This is a genomic window from Poseidonibacter parvus (assembly GCF_001956695.1).
Taxonomy (GTDB): domain Bacteria; phylum Campylobacterota; class Campylobacteria; order Campylobacterales; family Arcobacteraceae; genus Poseidonibacter; species Poseidonibacter parvus.
Genome location: NZ_CP019070.1, coordinates 1,963,479 through 1,980,339 on the forward strand (window position 1 = coordinate 1,963,479; position 16,861 = coordinate 1,980,339).

Consider the following 16,861-nt stretch of genomic DNA (forward strand, 5'->3'; position numbering starts at 1 on the left):
AATACCTAAAAATTAAAATATAAAAACTCTGATATATTATTTAAATTTAAAAGAGAATAATAAAATAATAATAATGAAAACGCCAAATTATACTTATTTAATTTCATATTTAAATTATTATTGTTATTTTTTGTAAATATTATAAAGAAAGTAAAAAATAGAATCCAATAAACTACTTTATTCTTTCCATCTAATACTGTAAAAACCGTAGAAAATTCAATACCCCATTGAGATAAGAAAATAAGTTTGGCTTCCCACTTTTCTTTTAATACAATACCTGTCATCCCAGCCATACCCATAAGAACTTTAATAGCATCATCCCATTCTTTAGCTCTAAAAAACACCCAAGTGATATTAATAAAGTTAAAAGTAATAAACCAAGCTAACCAAGACCACATTTTAAATCCGAGTGTTTGCCATAGTCTGTGAATAGATAAAGCTAAACCATGAAGAAATCCCCAAAATAAAAATGTCCAACCAGCACCATGCCAAAATCCACCTATAATAAAAGTAGCCATTAAGTTTGAATATGTTCTAAACCTTCCTCTTTTATTTCCACCTAGAGGAATATAAACATAATCTCTTAAAAACCTTGATAATGTAATATGCCATCTTCTCCAAAAGTCTTGTATAGATAAAGCTTTATATGGAGAGTTAAAGTTAATAGGCAGTTTTATATTAAATAGTAATGCAATACCTATTGCCATATCTGTGTACCCTGAGAAATCAAAATACAATTGAAAAGTATAAGATAATGAAGTAGCCCAAGCTTCAAACAAGTTCAATGTTGTTGCTACATCAAATCCTTGATTTGCCCAAACAGCAAAAGTATCTGCTATTACTACTTTTTTAAATAATCCCATTGAAAATATAAATATACCTAGAGCTATATTTTTATAATTCTTTACCATATTTCTATTATTAGCAAATTGAGGCATCATCTCTTTATGATGTACAATTGGTCCTGCTATTAATTGAGGAAAGAAAGTTACAAAGAGTGCATAGTTTAAAAAGTCATACTCTTTTGTCTCACCTCTATAACTATCCACTAAATATGCTATTTGTTGGAAAGTAAAAAATGATATTGCTAGAGGTAATAATAAGTTTAACAAATCAACATTTGTTCCAAGTGCAAAATTAAAGTTTTCAATAAAAAAATCTGCGTATTTAAAATATCCAAGTAATGATACATTACAAACAATACCAAAAATTAAAATTGATTTATTTGAAAATGTTTTTTTACTAGTTTTCTCTTTCTTAGTTTTAGCTAATGTATTTCCTATTGCATAATTAAATAGCATACTTCCTAGTATTAGAGGTAAATAAGCTATATTCCAATAAGAATAAAAAAATAGCGAAGAAAAAACGAGAAAAGCTTTACTTGCTGTTGTTAGTCTTTTACTATTTAAATAGAAATAGATAAAGAATGTTATTGGTAGAAATGCGAATATGAATTCATAGCTATTAAAGAGCATTTTAGTTAAAGTTCCTTTTTTCTATATTATACTTACTTTTAAATTTATTAATATTATTTTTAAAATCATTAAAAAATGTATCTAAGTTTGATTTATTTAATATTATTTTATGTTTACTATATTTATGTAGAGAAGATAAATCTTTTGCAATAATATCTCCTATAAAAGGATAGTAATGACTAGAGTCGAAGTAATTATTTAAATTAGTTGTAATATCATTTAAAAACATATAATGACTTACTTCATTAAAAACTTCTATAGTATCTTTTAACCAATTATAATATTCATCTAATTTCTCTCCATTAATGATAATAGAATAAATTAGTTCAGAACTTATAGGTGAAGTAAAAATAATAAATTTAGTCTCAGGATTATTTTTCTTTAATTCAATTAATCTTTTTTTATAATTAGAATCCCATTGATAATTTGAATTCATAAAATTTTTAGTTAATTGAATAATTCCATTTCTCTGTCTTTTTTCTAATTTAATTTTATCAATTGTTTCAGAATAATGAATATTATTTCTATCGTAATATATTTTTTTATCTTTAAATGAATATGAAATATTCTTTAAAGAATTCTCTACTGTATCATAAGACAATAATGTTTTAAATAAATAAAAAGGATCCTCAACTTTTTCTATATAATATTCTGGGTCTTTTACTAATTTATTTTTATTTAAATTTGTATTATGAAAATCTAATCCAAGTATAATATATTTAAACTCTGAATCTTTTATTTTTTTCAAATATTGAATATAACTATTATATTCAATTAAATCCATAGAAGAAGTAGCAAAATTATAAATTTTAAAATCATTATAAAATTTAAATTGATTTATATAAGTTGATCTACTATTACCTAATAATAATCCATTGTAGTTTTGTAAACCATTATTATAAAGATCATTTAGTTTATTATGTCTTTCATCACCAACTTTCTGTTTACTATTTAAATTATTTTGATGCTTAAAAAACCAAAATGGATCAATATAATAGTTAATAAAAGCCGTAAAAAAAAGCATAGTTGATAAAATAAATAAAAAATTAATTGACCAAGTTCTTGATTTAATATTCTTTCCTTTAAAAATCAACTACAATCCTAAATGACCAAAAACTTTTTCATAAGATTTTTTTGCAGTATAATGATTTAAACATTTCTCGTATCCTTTCCTAGCAATACTTTCTCTTTCTTCATCATTCAATAAATAATACTTAACTTTCGCTAATAAATCTTCTTTTGACATATAAGTCTCAATATCTTTTCCTATAGTAAAATATTCTTTCAATTCTTCATGATAACCTGTAATGTAAAAACTACCTATTAAAGGTACTTCAAAATCCCTACCTTTTAATATATTAATATCATCATTCTTTCCAACGGTTGAAAATCCCAAAACTATTTTTGCTTTATTAAAGATTTCAATCATTTCATCAGCTTCTGCAAAACCTTCTTCCCAACCAGAACCTTTAGTATAAACAGATATTCCATTCTCTCTTAAAAAACTTATATATTTACCTCTGATTCCATAACTTGCACCAACAAAACAAACATCATATTCCTTCTTTAATATCAATTTTCTATAAATTCTTTCATTTCCTGCATAATCTTTATAAATTGGATTGCCACCCTCAACTAAATATTTAATTATTGCACTTTTAGAAGTAGTTAATGAAAGATCAAAGAAAGAGCAAATATCTTTTACTCCTCTATAACAGCCATCTTTACCCCTTCTACTCTTAAATTTTCTTTCATCATCTAAAGACTCATTTATAATAGGAATATTAAAGCTTTTTAACTCTTCTAATGATTCAATAGATATAGAATACCCTGAAACATAACACACTATAATATCAATTATATTATTATTAATTATATTCTTAACAAAATTTATCATTTTCTTATTGACATCTAATTTTTTATTATACCAATCTTTTTCATGAGGGTTTTCTGTAAATTGAAATTTAAATACTCTCCCTATTTCCTCTAAAGGTTTTAATGTATTATTAATTCCGAAAGTACTATCAAAATATGTCAAATAAATTATATTTAATTTATTTCCTGAAAAGTTATTTGTTTTTATTTTAAAATCATCTATATTAATTGATTTACCATACTTTTTTGAATAAATGTAGTTTTCTAAATTATATTTAATTTTTTTTATCATTTTAAAACTCATTCAAGATATTAACTATTTTTATAGTTTGTTTTAAGGATTGTACTCCACCAATAGGCAAACTTAATACTTCATTATGAATTTTTTCACTTATTGGGCATTTTACACTTTTCCACTCTTTATATGCTTCTTGTTTATGCGGTGCTAAGGGATAATGAATAAGTGTTTGGATTTCATTATCTAGAAGATATTTTTGTAATTCATCTCTTTTATTTGTTCTGATTACAAATAAATGCCAAACATGATTGTTTTCTTCTCTTACTGTTGGTAAAATTAGATTATCGTTTTTGATATTTTCTAAATAATAATTAGCAATTTCTCTTCTTTTTTCTATTTCTTTATCTAAGTATCTTAGTTTTATTCTTAACATTGCTGCTTGAATTTCATCAAGTCTACTATTTACGCCTTTATAGAGGTTCTCATACTTTTTATAACTTCCATAATTTCCAAGTGCTTTAATTGCATTTGCTAATTCTTCATCATTTGTTGTAACTACTCCACCATCACCTAATGCACCGAGGTTTTTCCCTGGATAAAAACTAAATCCGCTTGCATCACCTAAGTTCCCACATCTTTTATCTTTATAGTATGCACCATGTGATTGTGCTGAGTCTTCTATCACTTTTAAATTATATTTCTTTGCTATTGCGTTTATATTATCCATTTGGCAAGTTTGTCCATATAAATGAACAGGCATGATTGCTTTTGTTTTTGAAGTTATTTTTCCTTCTATTTTAGATGAATCTATTAAATAAGTATTAATATCCGGTTCAACTAAAACAGGAACTAGATTATTTTGTGATATTGCTAAGATAGAAGCTATATATGTATTTGATGGAACTATCACTTCATCACCATCTTTTATTATTCCTAATTCTTTATATGCTCTTAATATTAAGATTAGTGCATCAAGACCATTTGCTACACCTATTGCATATTTTGTACCACAATATTGTGCAAATTCTTTTTCAAATTCGTTACATTCAGTTCCTTGTATGTACCACCCACTATCTATAACTTTTGTACATGCAGTTATTAATTCTTCTCTGTATTGAGCATTTATACCTTTTAAATCTAAAAATGGGATCATCTTTTATTTTCTCCTTTACATTCATTACAAACTAATGAATTATCACATTTCTGTCCACATTTACAAACATAGCCTTTATGAATAGCTGGGTTACCAAACCAAAGTTCTTGAACTCCTACATCTTTTGTCAGAACACTTCCTGCACCTATCATTGCAAATTCTTTTATAGTTATACCACCAACAATTGTGCTATTAGCACCTATTGAAGCTGATTTTTTTATGATGGTTTTTAAAAACTCTTTTGGATATTGTTTGCTTCTTGGCAAAAAATCATTTGTGAAAGTAACATTTGGACCAATAAATACATTATCTTCTAAAGTTATGCCATCCCATATTTGAACACCTGATTTTACAGTTACATTGTCACCAATAATCACATCATTTTCAATTAATACTTGAGCGTTAATATTACAATTGTTTCCAATTTTAGCATTTTGCAATACAACACAAAATTGCCAAATATTTGTATTCTCTCCAATATTTTCTGATTGTATATCTGCTAATTTATGAATCATTTCTTACCACTTCTAAGAATTTATTATAATCTCGTATATAATCACTTTCATCATAATGTTCACTGGCTATTACAACTAAAACACAATCTTCACTAAAATCTTTCATTTCTCGCCAAATAAGTCCTTCTATCAAAAGTCCTTTATTTGGATTGTCAAGTTTTAGTTCTTCTCTTGTTTTACCATTGTCAAGAGTAAAAGTGCAAGAACCTTTTACAACTATTGCCATTTGCTTAAGATTAATATGAGCATGGAAGCCTCTTTCTACACCCTCTTTTGTATCAAAAATATAATAAACTCTTTTTATTTCAAAAGGCGTATTATAACCTTCTTCAATAGCTATTAGTGAACCTCTTTCATCTCCTAATGTTTTAAAGTCTATAACTTCATAGTTAGATTTTTTTACCATCATAAAAAACGTAGTCCTTCCATTCTATATTTTCATCAATTTCATTATTATTTATTAAATTAAGCATATAATTTGTAACTCTTTTAGAATTAGATATTTCGTAAGCTTTTAATTGACCATCAGAAGCTATATTATTATAACTTTCGTCATTTAAAATTTTAAGTAACTTTTCAAAACATTCTTTAGAACTTTCAAAATAAACTACATGTTCATTGTCTTTATACAATTTATCTAAGTCAATAATTTTAGGAGAAAAGGTACAAGTTTTTGATCCAATAAAATGATTCATTCTATCCGATGTACCTAATATTTTATTATGGTTGTAAGTATCTATTAGATCTTCTCTATTAAAATTGATAGCAATTCTTGCTTTAGATATTTCTTTATAGTAGTCATTTCCAAAAACATATGGATTCCCTAATGATCCATACATCTTTAAATTGATATTCTCTTTTTTACAAAATTCATTTAATAATAATGCAAATTTATATCTATTGTCTTCTTTATGATCTCTAGCTATATATAAAACATCATATTCTTTTTTAATATCAATATTTACATCAAAATTAGGATCTGTAATATTTGGGATATATGAGAATATAGTATTTTTATACTTTTTTGATAATTCTAATAATCCTGTTCCCGTAGTTTGTAAGAATACATCTATATACTTAAACTTTGAAAAAAAATCATTATTTTCTTTATTTATAAAATCTACATACCATTGAATAATCTTAATATCTGGCAATAGCTTTTTAATTTTTTCTAATGATTCTAAAGAAACTAATTCACATTTACCTAACAGCAAAATATTTGGTCTAATATTAATACAATGATCAACCAAATCTTTATTCATTTTTTCAATACTTCTTTTTTTTAAACCCAAAAACCTCTGGGCTTTTGCAATATCTCTGTAACTAAATTCATAAACCATATGACCATTTTGAATAAATCCATGAGATATTTTTCTATCCATTGAATAATAAGCTTCACCATTTTTAAATGTACTAAAATTTGCACAATGTAATATTCTTAAATTATTCATAATTATTATCCAAATACTTCTTCAAATACCATTCAATAGTTTTAACAATCCCGGAATCAAAGTTCTCATCAGCTTTCCAACCAAGCTCATCTTCTAGTTTTGTTGCATCAATTGCATATCTTCTATCATGTCCTGCTCTATCTTCTACAAATGTAATTAACTCTTTATAAGAAGATAAAGTTTTTGATGGAACTTTAGTATCTAAAATAGTACAAATAGCATCTACTATTTGAAGATTTGTTCTTTCATTTCTTCCACCAATATTATAGGTATTTGCTGTTTTTCCTGTATGATAAACTATATCTATACCTTTACAATGATCTAATACATACAACCAATCTCTAATATTCTTTCCATCTCCATAAATTGGAATGGCTTCATTATTAAGTGCTTTTCTAATAATTGTAGGTATTAGTTTTTCATCATGTTGTTTTGGTCCATAGTTATTTGAACAGTTTGTTATTACTGTATTCATTCCATATGTTTCATTATATGCTCTTATTATCATATCACTTGATGCTTTTGAAGCTGAGTATGGAGAGTTTGGTGCATATGGAGTAGTTTCAGTAAACAAATCTTTTGGATCATCTGTAAGCGTTCCATATACTTCATCTGTTGAGATATGGTGAAATCTACTTTTCTTGTAATCTGCTTTATAATTAAATGGTTTATCCATCCAGTATTTATATGCTACATCTATTAGAGTAAAAGTTCCATTTACATTTGTATTTACAAACACACCAGGATTTTTAATAGAGTTATCTACATGTGATTCTGCTGCAAAGTGAATTACACCTTGAATATCATATTCAGTAAATATAAACTCTACTAAATCACGATTACAAATATCACCTTTTATAAATTTATATCTAGGATTTTCTTCACACTCTTTTAGATTTTCTAAGTTACCTGCGTATGTTAGAAGGTCTAGGTTTATTAGATTATATTCAGGGTATTTATCTAGGAAGTATGGCACAAAGTTTGATCCTATAAAGCCTGCACATCCTGTTACTAGTATTGTTTGATTTGAATTAAAATTATTTGACATTATTTCTCTTTCACTAAATCAATAAGATATTGTCCATATCCATTTTTAGAAAGTGGTTTTGCCATTTCTAAAACTTTCTCTTTTGTAATCCATTTATTATTAAATGCAATTTCTTCTAGACAAGCAATTTTATAACCTTGTCTATGTTCAATTGTTTGTACAAATTGTCCAGCTTCAATTAAACTATCATGAGTTCCAGTATCAAGCCATGCGAACCCTCGACCTAAAAGCTCAACTTGTAGTTTATTTTGTTTTAAATACTCTTCATTTATTGTTGTAATTTCTAATTCACCACGATGAGAGGGTTTTACATTTTTAGCAATTTCAACAACACTATTATCATAAAAGTATAGTCCTGTAACTGCAAAATTTGACTTGGGTTTTTTGGGTTTTTCTTCAATACTTATAGCTTTTCTATTTTCATCAAATTCAACTACTCCAAATCTTTCAGGATCTTTTACTTGATATCCAAAAATTACTGCTCCATTTTTTATAGAGGCAGATTTTTTTAACATATCAGAAAAACCTTGTCCATAGAATATATTGTCTCCTAAGACTAAAGCAACATTATGTTCTCCTATAAATTCTTCTCCCAAAATAAATGCTTGAGCTAATCCATCTGGCGATGGTTGAATTTTATATTCTAAACTAATTCCCCAATCACTACCATCTCCTAAAAGTTCTTCAAATTTTGGTAAATCTTGAGGTGTGGAAATAATAAGTATTTCTTTTATTCCTGCTAGCATTAAAACTGAAAGAGGATAGTAAATCATTGGTTTATCATAAATTGGAAGTAATTGCTTGCTTATACTTCTAGTTATTGGATAAAGTCTTGTTCCACTTCCTCCAGCTAAAATAATACCTTTCATTTACATTCCTTTATAAATTCTACTATTCTCTCACAAGCCTTACCATCACCATATGGGTTATGTGCTTTACTCATTTTGTTGTATTCTGATTTATCATCTAAAAGTTTTTGAGCTTCTTCTATGATAGCTTTAGTATTTGTTCCTACAAGTTTTACTGTTCCTGCATCTACAGCTTCTGGTCTTTCAGTTGTATCTCTCATTACAAGTACTGGTTTTCCTAAAGATGGAGCTTCTTCTTGTACTCCACCTGAATCAGTTATTATAAAATATGATTTATTCATCATGTATATAAACTGTTCATATTGAAGTGGATCTATTAGATATACATTTGATACATCTGATAGTATTTCTTTTACTGGTTTTTGTACATTTGGATTTAAGTGTACTGGATATACGATATCTATAGTTGGATTATTTACTGCAAGTGTTTTTAATGCTTCACAAATATTTATAAATCCTTGTCCATGATTTTCTCGTCTATGTCCAGTTACTAAGATAAGTTTTTTATCTTCATTTATTTTATATTGAGAATTTATTGATGTTTCTATTTTAGTTCGAAGTTCAGAATCATTTTCTATTTTATCTATTGCTAAAAATAGTGCATCTATTACTGTATTTCCAGTTACTATTATATTTTTAGGATCTTTATTCTCTTTTTTTAGATTATCAGCACTCGTACTTGTTGGAGCAAAATGATAGTTTGCTAATACACCTGTTATTTGTCTATTTGCTTCTTCAGGCCAAGGAGAGTAAATATCACCTGTTCTAAGACCTGCTTCTACATGTCCTACTTTTACTTTTTCATAGAAAGCTGCAAGTGAAGATGCACTTGTAGTTGTAGTATCACCATGAACTAAAACAACATCAGGTTTAAAGTCTCTTAAAATATCTTTTAGTCCTAATAGTACATTAGCTGTAATATCATATAAATCTTGACCGGGTTTCATAAGATCTAAATCATAATCAGGAGTAATATCAAACATATCAAGAACTTGATCTAGCATTTCTCTATGTTGAGCTGTTACACATACTCTTGATTCAACATTAGCATCTTTTTCAAATGCTTTTACTAATGGTGCCATTTTTATAGCTTCTGGTCTAGTTCCGAATACTAGTAGTACTTTTTTATTCATACTATACTCTTATATTGATCAAGTGTTTTTTTAGCTATTTCTATCCAATCAAAATATTTATCCACCATCTCTTTTGACTTTTCTCCCATTAATACATGATCACTATCAAGTAATTTATCAATTTTTTGTGCTAAATCTTCTGGACTCTCACTTTCACACAAGTATCCATTCTCTCCATCTTTAATAATTACAGGAATACCTCCAACATTTGTACCAATAAGAGGTAAGGAAGCAGCCATAGCTTCTAATCCACTAATACTTGTAGCTTCCATTAAAGATGGTAAAATTGATAAATCTGCAGCACTATAATAATCTATAATTTCATCGTGCCTTTTTGAACCTAATAAAATATATCTATTTTTAAAATTCTCTTCTAAAATAGTTTTGATTTCATCATATTGTTCACCATCGCCAATAAAAAGAAGTTTTAAATCTTGATTTTTAAAATATTTTGTTGCAAGAGCTAAAAAATTAACCCCATTTTTCCAAACCATCCTTCTTGTAACAATTCCTAGTTTTTCATTATCTTTTATTCCAAGTTCATTTCTTATTTCACTTCGGACTTCAGTATTTCTAGTGAATTTATTAGAAATAACACCATTTGAAATAAATACTTTTTTTGCATTAAACTTAAAAGGAACATCTAAAAGTTCTTCACTAGGAGCTAAGAAAAGTTTTGGTTTATCAAATAATCTTTTTAATAATGGGATTCTATATCCACCTTTTTTTATTCTTTTTAAGTATCCTGATGTATGATTTGTGTAAACCAATGGAATATCTTTAATATTAAAAAACTCCAAGGGTCTCATCCCATGAATATGAATAATATCAAACTTTTCTTTTTTAATTAAATCTTTTAAAAAGTAATTTATTTGAAGACCATAAGAAAATCCAACATATTTAAGTTTAAATCGATAAATATTAACATCATTAACAGTTTCAAAAGCTTTTTGATTATTATCAACAAATTTTGTTGCAACACTAATTTTACATCCAATATTTTTCAATGCTTGAGATAATTCATATACATGTGCAGTAATGCCACCTATTGTAGGGGGATAATCTAGACTAACCATTAATATATTCAATTTTATTCTCCCAAAACTCTTTTATAAACTTTTAAGTTCTTATCTAACATATTATTCAAAGAAAAATTACTAGAAATATAATTATATCCATCAAAACTTAAGCTTTTCGATTTTATGATTTTTTCTGATAATTCTTTTTCATCTCCAACTTCAAAAAAGAAGCCATTTTCATTTTCAATTATTATATCTTTTACACCACCATGATTTGTAGCAATCACGGGAGTATTAAGTGCAATAGATTCAGCAACAGCACGTCCAAAACTCTCTGGTTTTTTTGAAGAGCTTATTACAACATCACTTAATGAATATATTTCTGCTATTTTATCTTGACTTCCTGTAAATATAATATTTTCTTCTAAATTATATTCTTTTATTAGTTTTTCTAATGAAGACAAATAATCTTGTTTATTACTTCTTACTCCACCTACTATTAGTGCTTTTATATTATAATTTTCTTTTTTTATAATAAATATGGCTTTTATGAATGTCTCATAATCTTTTAATTGAGTTATTCTTCCTACAGTTGTTACAATAAATTTATTTTCTAAAGAATATCTATCTCTAAAATTTTCTACAAACTTATTATTTATATTTCCTATATTAAATAATTCTAAATCTATTCCTCTAGGGATTACTGTAATTATTTTACTATTTGTATTATATTTTTTTTGAATATAATCTTTTATACTATTACTTACACAAATAACAGCATCTGCTTTTGTCATAATTTTACTATAAAAACTAACTGAATTAAAGCCATGTACAGTGCTAACAACTTTAATATTTAAACTTTTATTAGCAAAAAATACTAACCAGGCAGGAACTCTACTTCTTACATGTAAAATATCTGGATTTAATTCTTTTAATATTTTTTTTAATTTAATGACTCTTGAAATTGAAGTGAATATATTTTTACTACATATATCAAGTGTTATGTGCGTACCACCATCTAAATCAATTTGATTTGATAGTTTTCCACCATTACTAATAACAATAGATTTAATACCTAATTTTGAATATTCGCGATTAAGTTCAACAACACCACGTTCAACTCCACCCTCATTAAGTTCAGGAAGTAACTGTACTATTTTCAATTTTTTAAATACCACTCATACATAGTCTTAACACCTTCGTGAAGTTCAACTTTGTGTTTCCAACCTAAACCATGTAGCTTAGAAGGATCAGTAAGTTTTACCATAGTTCCATCAGGCTTATCTGTATTAAAAGTAAATTCACCTTCATACCCAACAATTTCTTGTATTAAAAGTGCAAGTTCAGCAATAGATATATCTACTCCAGTTCCAATATTAATATGTGTATTGATTACTTCTTTTGCATCTTTCTCATAAGTACACTCCACTTTCGCTTTAGCGACGGGAGTATCGGCATTTAGTGCCAGATCAGAGAAATCTCTACTTTCTAATAAAAACACACAAGCATCAGCCATATCTTCAGAGTATAAAAACTCTCGTCTTGGTTTTCCTGATCCCCAGATTTCAACTGAAGTTTCATTTACTCCAAAGTTTGAAAGATATGTTTTTGCTTCTTCAATAGTATTTACATTTAAATCTTTTACAACTTCATCATATTTCTTTTCATTTAAAAGTTTTGCGCAATGTATCTTTCTAATTAGTGCTGGAAGTACATGAGACTTTTCTAAATCAAAGTTATCATTTGGTCCATATAAATTTGTAGGCATTACAGAGATAAAGTTTGTACCATATTGTAAGTTATATGATTCACACATTTTTATACCAGCAATTTTTGCTATTGCATATGGTTCATTTGTATATTCTAGTGGAGATGTTAATAAACAATCTTCAGGCATTGGTTGTGGTGCCATTTTAGGATAGATACAAGTAGATCCTAAAAACAGAAGTTTTTTAACTTCATATTTATAGGCATTATGTATTACATTATTTTGAATTTGAAGGTTTTCATATATAAAATCAGCTCTATATGTATTGTTTGCAACAATACCACCAACTTTTGCAGCTGCTAGTATTACATATTCTGGTTTTTCTAGTTTAAAAAACTCTTCTACATCATTTTGATTTACTAAATCTAATTCTTTATGTGTTTTATATACTAGATTTGTATAACCTTTTGCTCTTAAGTTTTTTACAATTGCAGAACCAACTAAACCTCTATGGCCTGCAATATATATTTTAGAATTTAAATCCATCTAAAACTTCCTATTCAAAGTAAGATAATGTCTTATATCCACCATCTTGAAGGTAAACATCTTTTGTCATTAGTTTTAAATCTGATTTCATCATATCATCTACTAATTCTTTTAATTGATATTCTCTATTCCATCCAAGTTTTGTTTCTGCTTTTGTAGGATCACCTAAAAGTAAATCAACTTCTGTAGGTCTAAAGTATTTAGGATCTACTGATACTACATTAGATCCAATTTCTACTTGATAATCAGGATTTGAACAAGATACAACATATGCTTTTTCATCAACACCTGTACCTTTAAATTCTAATTCAATACCAGCGTATTTAAATGCCATAGTTACAAAGTCTCTAACAGTTGTAGTTTGTCCAGTAGCAATTACCCAATCTTCTGGCTCATCAGCTTGTAAGATCATCCACATCATTCGTACATAATCTTTTGCATGACCCCAGTCTCTTTTTGCATCTAAGTTACCTAAGTAAAGTCTATCTTGAAGTCCAAGTGCGATTTTTGAAGCTGCTCTTGTGATTTTTCTAGTTACGAAAGTTTCACCTCTAACTGGTGATTCATGGTTAAATAAAATACCATTACAAGCATACATACCATATGCTTCTCTATAATTTACAGTAATCCAGTATGCGTACATTTTAGCAACTGCATAAGGAGATCTTGGATAAAAAGGAGTAGTTTCACTTTGTGGAGTTTCTTGTACTTTTCCATAAAGTTCAGAAGTAGATGCTTGGTATATTCTAGTTTTATTTGTAAGTCCAAGTAATTTAACAGCTTCAAGGATTCTTAGTGTTCCAGTTCCATCAGCATTAGCAACATATTCAGGAGTTTCAAATGACACAGCAACATGGCTCATTGCAGCTAAGTTGTAGATTTCATCAGGTTGAACTTCTTGGATAATTCTAGTTAAGTTCATAGAATCAGTCATATCACCAAAATGTAAAATAAGGTTTCTATTTTCTACATGAGGATCTTGGTAAAGGTGATCTATTCTATCTGTATTAAATAGTGATGATCTTCTTTTTACTCCATGTACTTCATAACCTTTTTTTAGTAAGAATTCAGCAAGATATGATCCATCTTGTCCTGTGATTCCTGTGATTAGTGCTACTTTTTTTTCTGTGTTTTCTGCCATTTTATTTCCTTTGTTTAAATTTAATTACTTTTTACTACTTTCTAGAAAAATCATCATCTATTCTAACAATATCATCTTCACCAGTATACTCACCAACTTGTGCTTCTATTAAAATCACAGGTATTTTTCCTTCATTCTCTAATCTATGAAGTTCTCCCATTTTTATATATGTTGATTCATTTGGTCTTACATATTTCTTTGTATCTCCAACAGTAACAGTTGCAGTTCCTGATACTACTATCCAGTGTTCATTTCTATGGTAGTGTTTTTGTAAAGATAGTCTTTTACCTGGTTTTACTTCTATTCTTTTTACTTTATAACCTTCTTGTTCTGTTAATACTGTATATGTTCCCCAAGGTCTATGTCCTGTAAGATGAATATTATGAAGTTCTGTAGTTTCTCGCACTTGTGCTACTACTTGTTTTACTTTTTGAGAACTTCCTTTTTTAGATATTAAAAGTGCATCTCCAGTATCTACTATAATAGTATCTTCTATATCTACTGTTGCTATTTTTCTTTCATTCCCATATACAAGATTGTTTTTAGAATCTATTGAAATATGATTTGGATTTAAAGTATTATTATTTTCATCTTTTGGTAGTTCTTCATATAGAGCATCAAAGCTTCCTACATCAGACCATGCAATATCACTTGGTATTACTTTTACTTTCTTTGATTTTTCCATTACAGCATAATCTATACTATCTTCTGGAATATTACTCATATCATCATGAGTGATTCTTACAATTCCTTCTTTATTTGCATTATTGAAAGCTAGTTTAGAAGTTTCATAAATTTCTGGAGAATAAGTTTTTAGTTCATCTAAGAATACTCCAGCTTTAAAGCAGAACATTCCAGAGTTCCAGTAATAATTACCAGCTTTTACATATTCTTCAGCAGTTTGCTTATTTGGTTTTTCATGAAAGGCTTTAACTGCTAGTCCTTCGGCTTCAATATAACCAAAGCCAGTTTCAGCAAATTGTGGAGTAATACCAAAAGTTACAAGATTATCTTCACTTGCTAATTCTTTAGCTTTTTCTAATACTTTTGCATACTCTGTTTCATCTTTTATTAGATGATCACTAGGAGTTACTAATACTATTTCATCATAAGGTAAATCTAAACATGCTAGTGCAATTGCAGGTGCTGTATTTCTTCCAACTGGTTCTAGAAGATACTTATTATTTACTTTTTCTAACTCTTCAAGTTGATCTAATGCTAAAAAGTATTGTTCAGCATTTGAAACTATATATTGAGAATTACAATTTTTAGAGTTTCTTTCAACTGTTAGTTGGAATAATGACTGTTTTTTTTCTTCACAACTAAAAAGCTTTACAAACTGTTTTGGCATAAGTGTTCTACTTATTGGCCATAGTCTTGTCCCTGATCCACCGCATAGTATTATATTTGTCATTTTATAATTTCCAAGTAGATTTTGGTATTACATTTTTAACATCAATTAAGACATTTTCGCCATTAATTAAAGATTCAAACTCTTCTTGAGTGTATTCTCTAAATTTATCATGTCCAACTGCTACAACAACTGCTTCGTATTTTTTATCAGACTTAATTGGATTTTCAACAAAATTATAATCATAATAATCTTTATCTTTTTCATCTATCCATGGTTCATATACATCAATATTTGCACCATATTCTTTTAATTCTAAAATAATATCAACTACTTTTGTATTTCTAATATCAGGGCAGTTTTCTTTAAAAGTAAGTCCCATTATTAAGATATTTGAATCTTTGATAATCTTACCTTTTTTAATCATAATCTTTATAGTCTTTTCAGCTATATATTTACCCATACCATTATTGATTTGTCTTGCACCTAAAATAAGATTTGGTTTATATCCAAGCTCTTCTGCTTTAAAAGTAAGGTAATATGGATCTACACCAATACAATGTCCACCAACTAATCCTGGCTTTAATTTTATAAAGTTCCATTTAGTTGCTGCTGCTTCTATTACATCATTTGTATCTATACCCATAGTATCAAATATTAAAGCTAATTCATTTACAAGGGCAATATTTACATCTCTTTGAGTATTTTCTATTACTTTTGCTGCTTCTGCTACCTTTATTGAGCTTGCTTTATGTGTTCCTGCTGTGATAATTGATTTATATAGTTCATCTACTTCATCAGCAATTTCAGGGTTTGATCCTGCTGTGATTTTTAGTATTTTTGTAACTGTATGTTCTTTATCACCTGGATTAATTCTCTCAGGAGAATATCCACAGAAAAAATCTTTATTAAAAGTCATACCTGATTCAGATTCTAGTTGTGGTACACATACTTCTTCTGTAACACCTGGATAAACAGTTGATTCATAAATTACAATATCATCTTTTTTAAGTACTTTACCAATCATTTGTGATGATTTTACTAGAGGAGTTAAATCTGGTCTATTTGAAGAATCAATAGGAGTTGGAACTGTTACAATATAAATATTTGCATCTTTTATATCATCTAGGTTAGAAGAATAAGTAATAGAATCTTTTACTTCTAGTAGTTGTTCTTTGTTTAATTCTAATGTTCTATCAAAGTCATTATTTAATTCATCTACTCTTGGTTTATTTATATCAAAACCTACAACAGTATATTTTTCTGCAAATGCTGCTGCTAGTGGCAAACCTACATATCCTAGGCCTATTATACATATTTTCTTTTTCATTTAAAACCT

General features: G+C 27.5%; 16 protein-coding genes. All 16 read right to left on the bottom strand.

All coding sequences use genetic code 11. The features are described from left to right. Positions 1 to 5 precede the first annotated feature (5 nt). The 16 genes from LPB137_RS09845 to LPB137_RS09920 are packed head-to-tail and all read right to left on the bottom strand — an operon-like array spanning position 6 to position 16,852. Positions 6 to 1,475: an MBOAT family O-acyltransferase gene (locus tag LPB137_RS09845; protein WP_076087553.1), complete on the bottom strand. Its 1,470-nt coding sequence runs from the start codon at positions 1,473 to 1,475 to the stop codon at positions 6 to 8. A gap of 1 nt (position 1,476) precedes the next feature. Continuing rightward, entirely contained in the window at positions 1,477 to 2,568 is a 1,092-nt protein-coding gene (locus LPB137_RS09850) for a hypothetical protein (protein WP_076087555.1), read from the bottom strand. Beyond that, entirely contained in the window at positions 2,569 to 3,642 is a 1,074-nt protein-coding gene (locus tag LPB137_RS09855) for a glycosyltransferase family protein (RefSeq protein ID WP_076087557.1), read from the bottom strand. 1 nt (position 3,643) lies between these two features. Continuing rightward, the gene (locus LPB137_RS09860) at positions 3,644 to 4,741 is read right to left on the bottom strand and encodes a DegT/DnrJ/EryC1/StrS family aminotransferase (RefSeq protein ID WP_076087559.1); all 1,098 of its coding nucleotides are present in this window, start codon (positions 4,739 to 4,741) and stop codon (positions 3,644 to 3,646) included. Beyond that, positions 4,738 to 5,256 (bottom strand): acyltransferase, encoded by a 519-nt coding sequence (locus LPB137_RS09865; protein ID WP_076087561.1) that lies wholly within the window; start codon positions 5,254 to 5,256, stop codon positions 4,738 to 4,740. Before LPB137_RS09865 ends, LPB137_RS09860 begins: the two co-directional genes overlap by 4 nt. Then, the gene (locus tag LPB137_RS09870; protein WP_228144661.1) at positions 5,246 to 5,665 is read right to left on the bottom strand and encodes a sugar 3,4-ketoisomerase; all 420 of its coding nucleotides are present in this window, start codon (positions 5,663 to 5,665) and stop codon (positions 5,246 to 5,248) included. The genes LPB137_RS09865 and LPB137_RS09870 overlap by 11 nt, the downstream gene beginning before the upstream one ends. Further along, the gene (locus LPB137_RS09875) at positions 5,646 to 6,707 is read right to left on the bottom strand and encodes a glycosyltransferase family protein (protein ID WP_076087563.1); all 1,062 of its coding nucleotides are present in this window, start codon (positions 6,705 to 6,707) and stop codon (positions 5,646 to 5,648) included. Before LPB137_RS09875 ends, LPB137_RS09870 begins: the two co-directional genes overlap by 20 nt. Further along, on the bottom strand, positions 6,700 to 7,755 hold the full coding sequence (rfbB, locus tag LPB137_RS09880; protein WP_076087565.1) for a dTDP-glucose 4,6-dehydratase: 1,056 nt from the start codon (positions 7,753 to 7,755) through the stop codon (positions 6,700 to 6,702). The genes LPB137_RS09875 and rfbB overlap by 8 nt, the downstream gene beginning before the upstream one ends. After that, positions 7,755 to 8,624, bottom strand: coding sequence for a glucose-1-phosphate thymidylyltransferase RfbA (gene rfbA / locus LPB137_RS09885; protein ID WP_076087568.1), 870 nt, complete (start codon positions 8,622 to 8,624; stop codon positions 7,755 to 7,757). The genes rfbB and rfbA overlap by 1 nt, the downstream gene beginning before the upstream one ends. After that, positions 8,621 to 9,757, bottom strand: coding sequence for a non-hydrolyzing UDP-N-acetylglucosamine 2-epimerase (gene wecB / locus LPB137_RS09890; protein WP_076087570.1), 1,137 nt, complete (start codon positions 9,755 to 9,757; stop codon positions 8,621 to 8,623). The genes rfbA and wecB overlap by 4 nt, the downstream gene beginning before the upstream one ends. Further along, on the bottom strand, positions 9,754 to 10,845 hold the full coding sequence (locus LPB137_RS09895) for a glycosyltransferase family 4 protein (protein WP_156981738.1): 1,092 nt from the start codon (positions 10,843 to 10,845) through the stop codon (positions 9,754 to 9,756). The genes wecB and LPB137_RS09895 overlap by 4 nt, the downstream gene beginning before the upstream one ends. 2 nt (positions 10,846 to 10,847) lie before the next feature. Beyond that, positions 10,848 to 11,939: a glycosyltransferase family 4 protein gene (locus LPB137_RS09900; RefSeq protein WP_076089335.1), complete on the bottom strand. Its 1,092-nt coding sequence runs from the start codon at positions 11,937 to 11,939 to the stop codon at positions 10,848 to 10,850. Further along, positions 11,936 to 13,030, bottom strand: a complete 1,095-nt coding sequence (locus tag LPB137_RS09905) for a GDP-L-fucose synthase family protein (RefSeq protein WP_076087574.1) — start codon at positions 13,028 to 13,030, stop codon at positions 11,936 to 11,938. Before LPB137_RS09905 ends, LPB137_RS09900 begins: the two co-directional genes overlap by 4 nt. Before the next feature lie 10 nt (positions 13,031 to 13,040). Further along, positions 13,041 to 14,171: a GDP-mannose 4,6-dehydratase gene (gene gmd / locus LPB137_RS09910; protein WP_076087576.1), complete on the bottom strand. Its 1,131-nt coding sequence runs from the start codon at positions 14,169 to 14,171 to the stop codon at positions 13,041 to 13,043. Between the two features lie 34 nt (positions 14,172 to 14,205). Further along, positions 14,206 to 15,585, bottom strand: coding sequence for a mannose-1-phosphate guanylyltransferase/mannose-6-phosphate isomerase (locus tag LPB137_RS09915; protein ID WP_076087578.1), 1,380 nt, complete (start codon positions 15,583 to 15,585; stop codon positions 14,206 to 14,208). A gap of 1 nt (position 15,586) precedes the next feature. Beyond that, positions 15,587 to 16,852, bottom strand: coding sequence for a nucleotide sugar dehydrogenase (locus LPB137_RS09920; RefSeq protein WP_076087581.1), 1,266 nt, complete (start codon positions 16,850 to 16,852; stop codon positions 15,587 to 15,589). Positions 16,853 to 16,861: the final 9 nt, after the last annotated feature.

Bases quoted from the DNA above. Each gene is read 5' to 3' on its own strand.
- LPB137_RS09920 (WP_076087581.1), bottom strand. From the start codon at position 16,852: ATGAAAAAGAAAATATGTATAATAGGCCTAGGATATGTAGGTTTGCCA.
- wecB (WP_076087570.1), bottom strand. From the start codon at position 9,757: ATGAATAAAAAAGTACTACTAGTATTCGGAACTAGACCAGAAGCTATA.
- LPB137_RS09905 (WP_076087574.1), bottom strand. From the start codon at position 13,030: ATGGATTTAAATTCTAAAATATATATTGCAGGCCATAGAGGTTTAGTT.
- LPB137_RS09845 (WP_076087553.1), bottom strand. From the start codon at position 1,475: ATGCTCTTTAATAGCTATGAATTCATATTCGCATTTCTACCAATAACA.
- gmd (WP_076087576.1), bottom strand. From the start codon at position 14,171: ATGGCAGAAAACACAGAAAAAAAAGTAGCACTAATCACAGGAATCACA.
- LPB137_RS09870 (WP_228144661.1), bottom strand. From the start codon at position 5,665: ATGATGGTAAAAAAATCTAACTATGAAGTTATAGACTTTAAAACATTA.
- rfbB (WP_076087565.1), bottom strand. From the start codon at position 7,755: ATGTCAAATAATTTTAATTCAAATCAAACAATACTAGTAACAGGATGT.
- LPB137_RS09865 (WP_076087561.1), bottom strand. From the start codon at position 5,256: ATGATTCATAAATTAGCAGATATACAATCAGAAAATATTGGAGAGAAT.
- LPB137_RS09875 (WP_076087563.1), bottom strand. From the start codon at position 6,707: ATGAATAATTTAAGAATATTACATTGTGCAAATTTTAGTACATTTAAA.
- LPB137_RS09855 (WP_076087557.1), bottom strand. From the start codon at position 3,642: ATGATAAAAAAAATTAAATATAATTTAGAAAACTACATTTATTCAAAA.
- rfbA (WP_076087568.1), bottom strand. From the start codon at position 8,624: ATGAAAGGTATTATTTTAGCTGGAGGAAGTGGAACAAGACTTTATCCA.
- LPB137_RS09915 (WP_076087578.1), bottom strand. From the start codon at position 15,585: ATGACAAATATAATACTATGCGGTGGATCAGGGACAAGACTATGGCCA.
- LPB137_RS09860 (WP_076087559.1), bottom strand. From the start codon at position 4,741: ATGATCCCATTTTTAGATTTAAAAGGTATAAATGCTCAATACAGAGAA.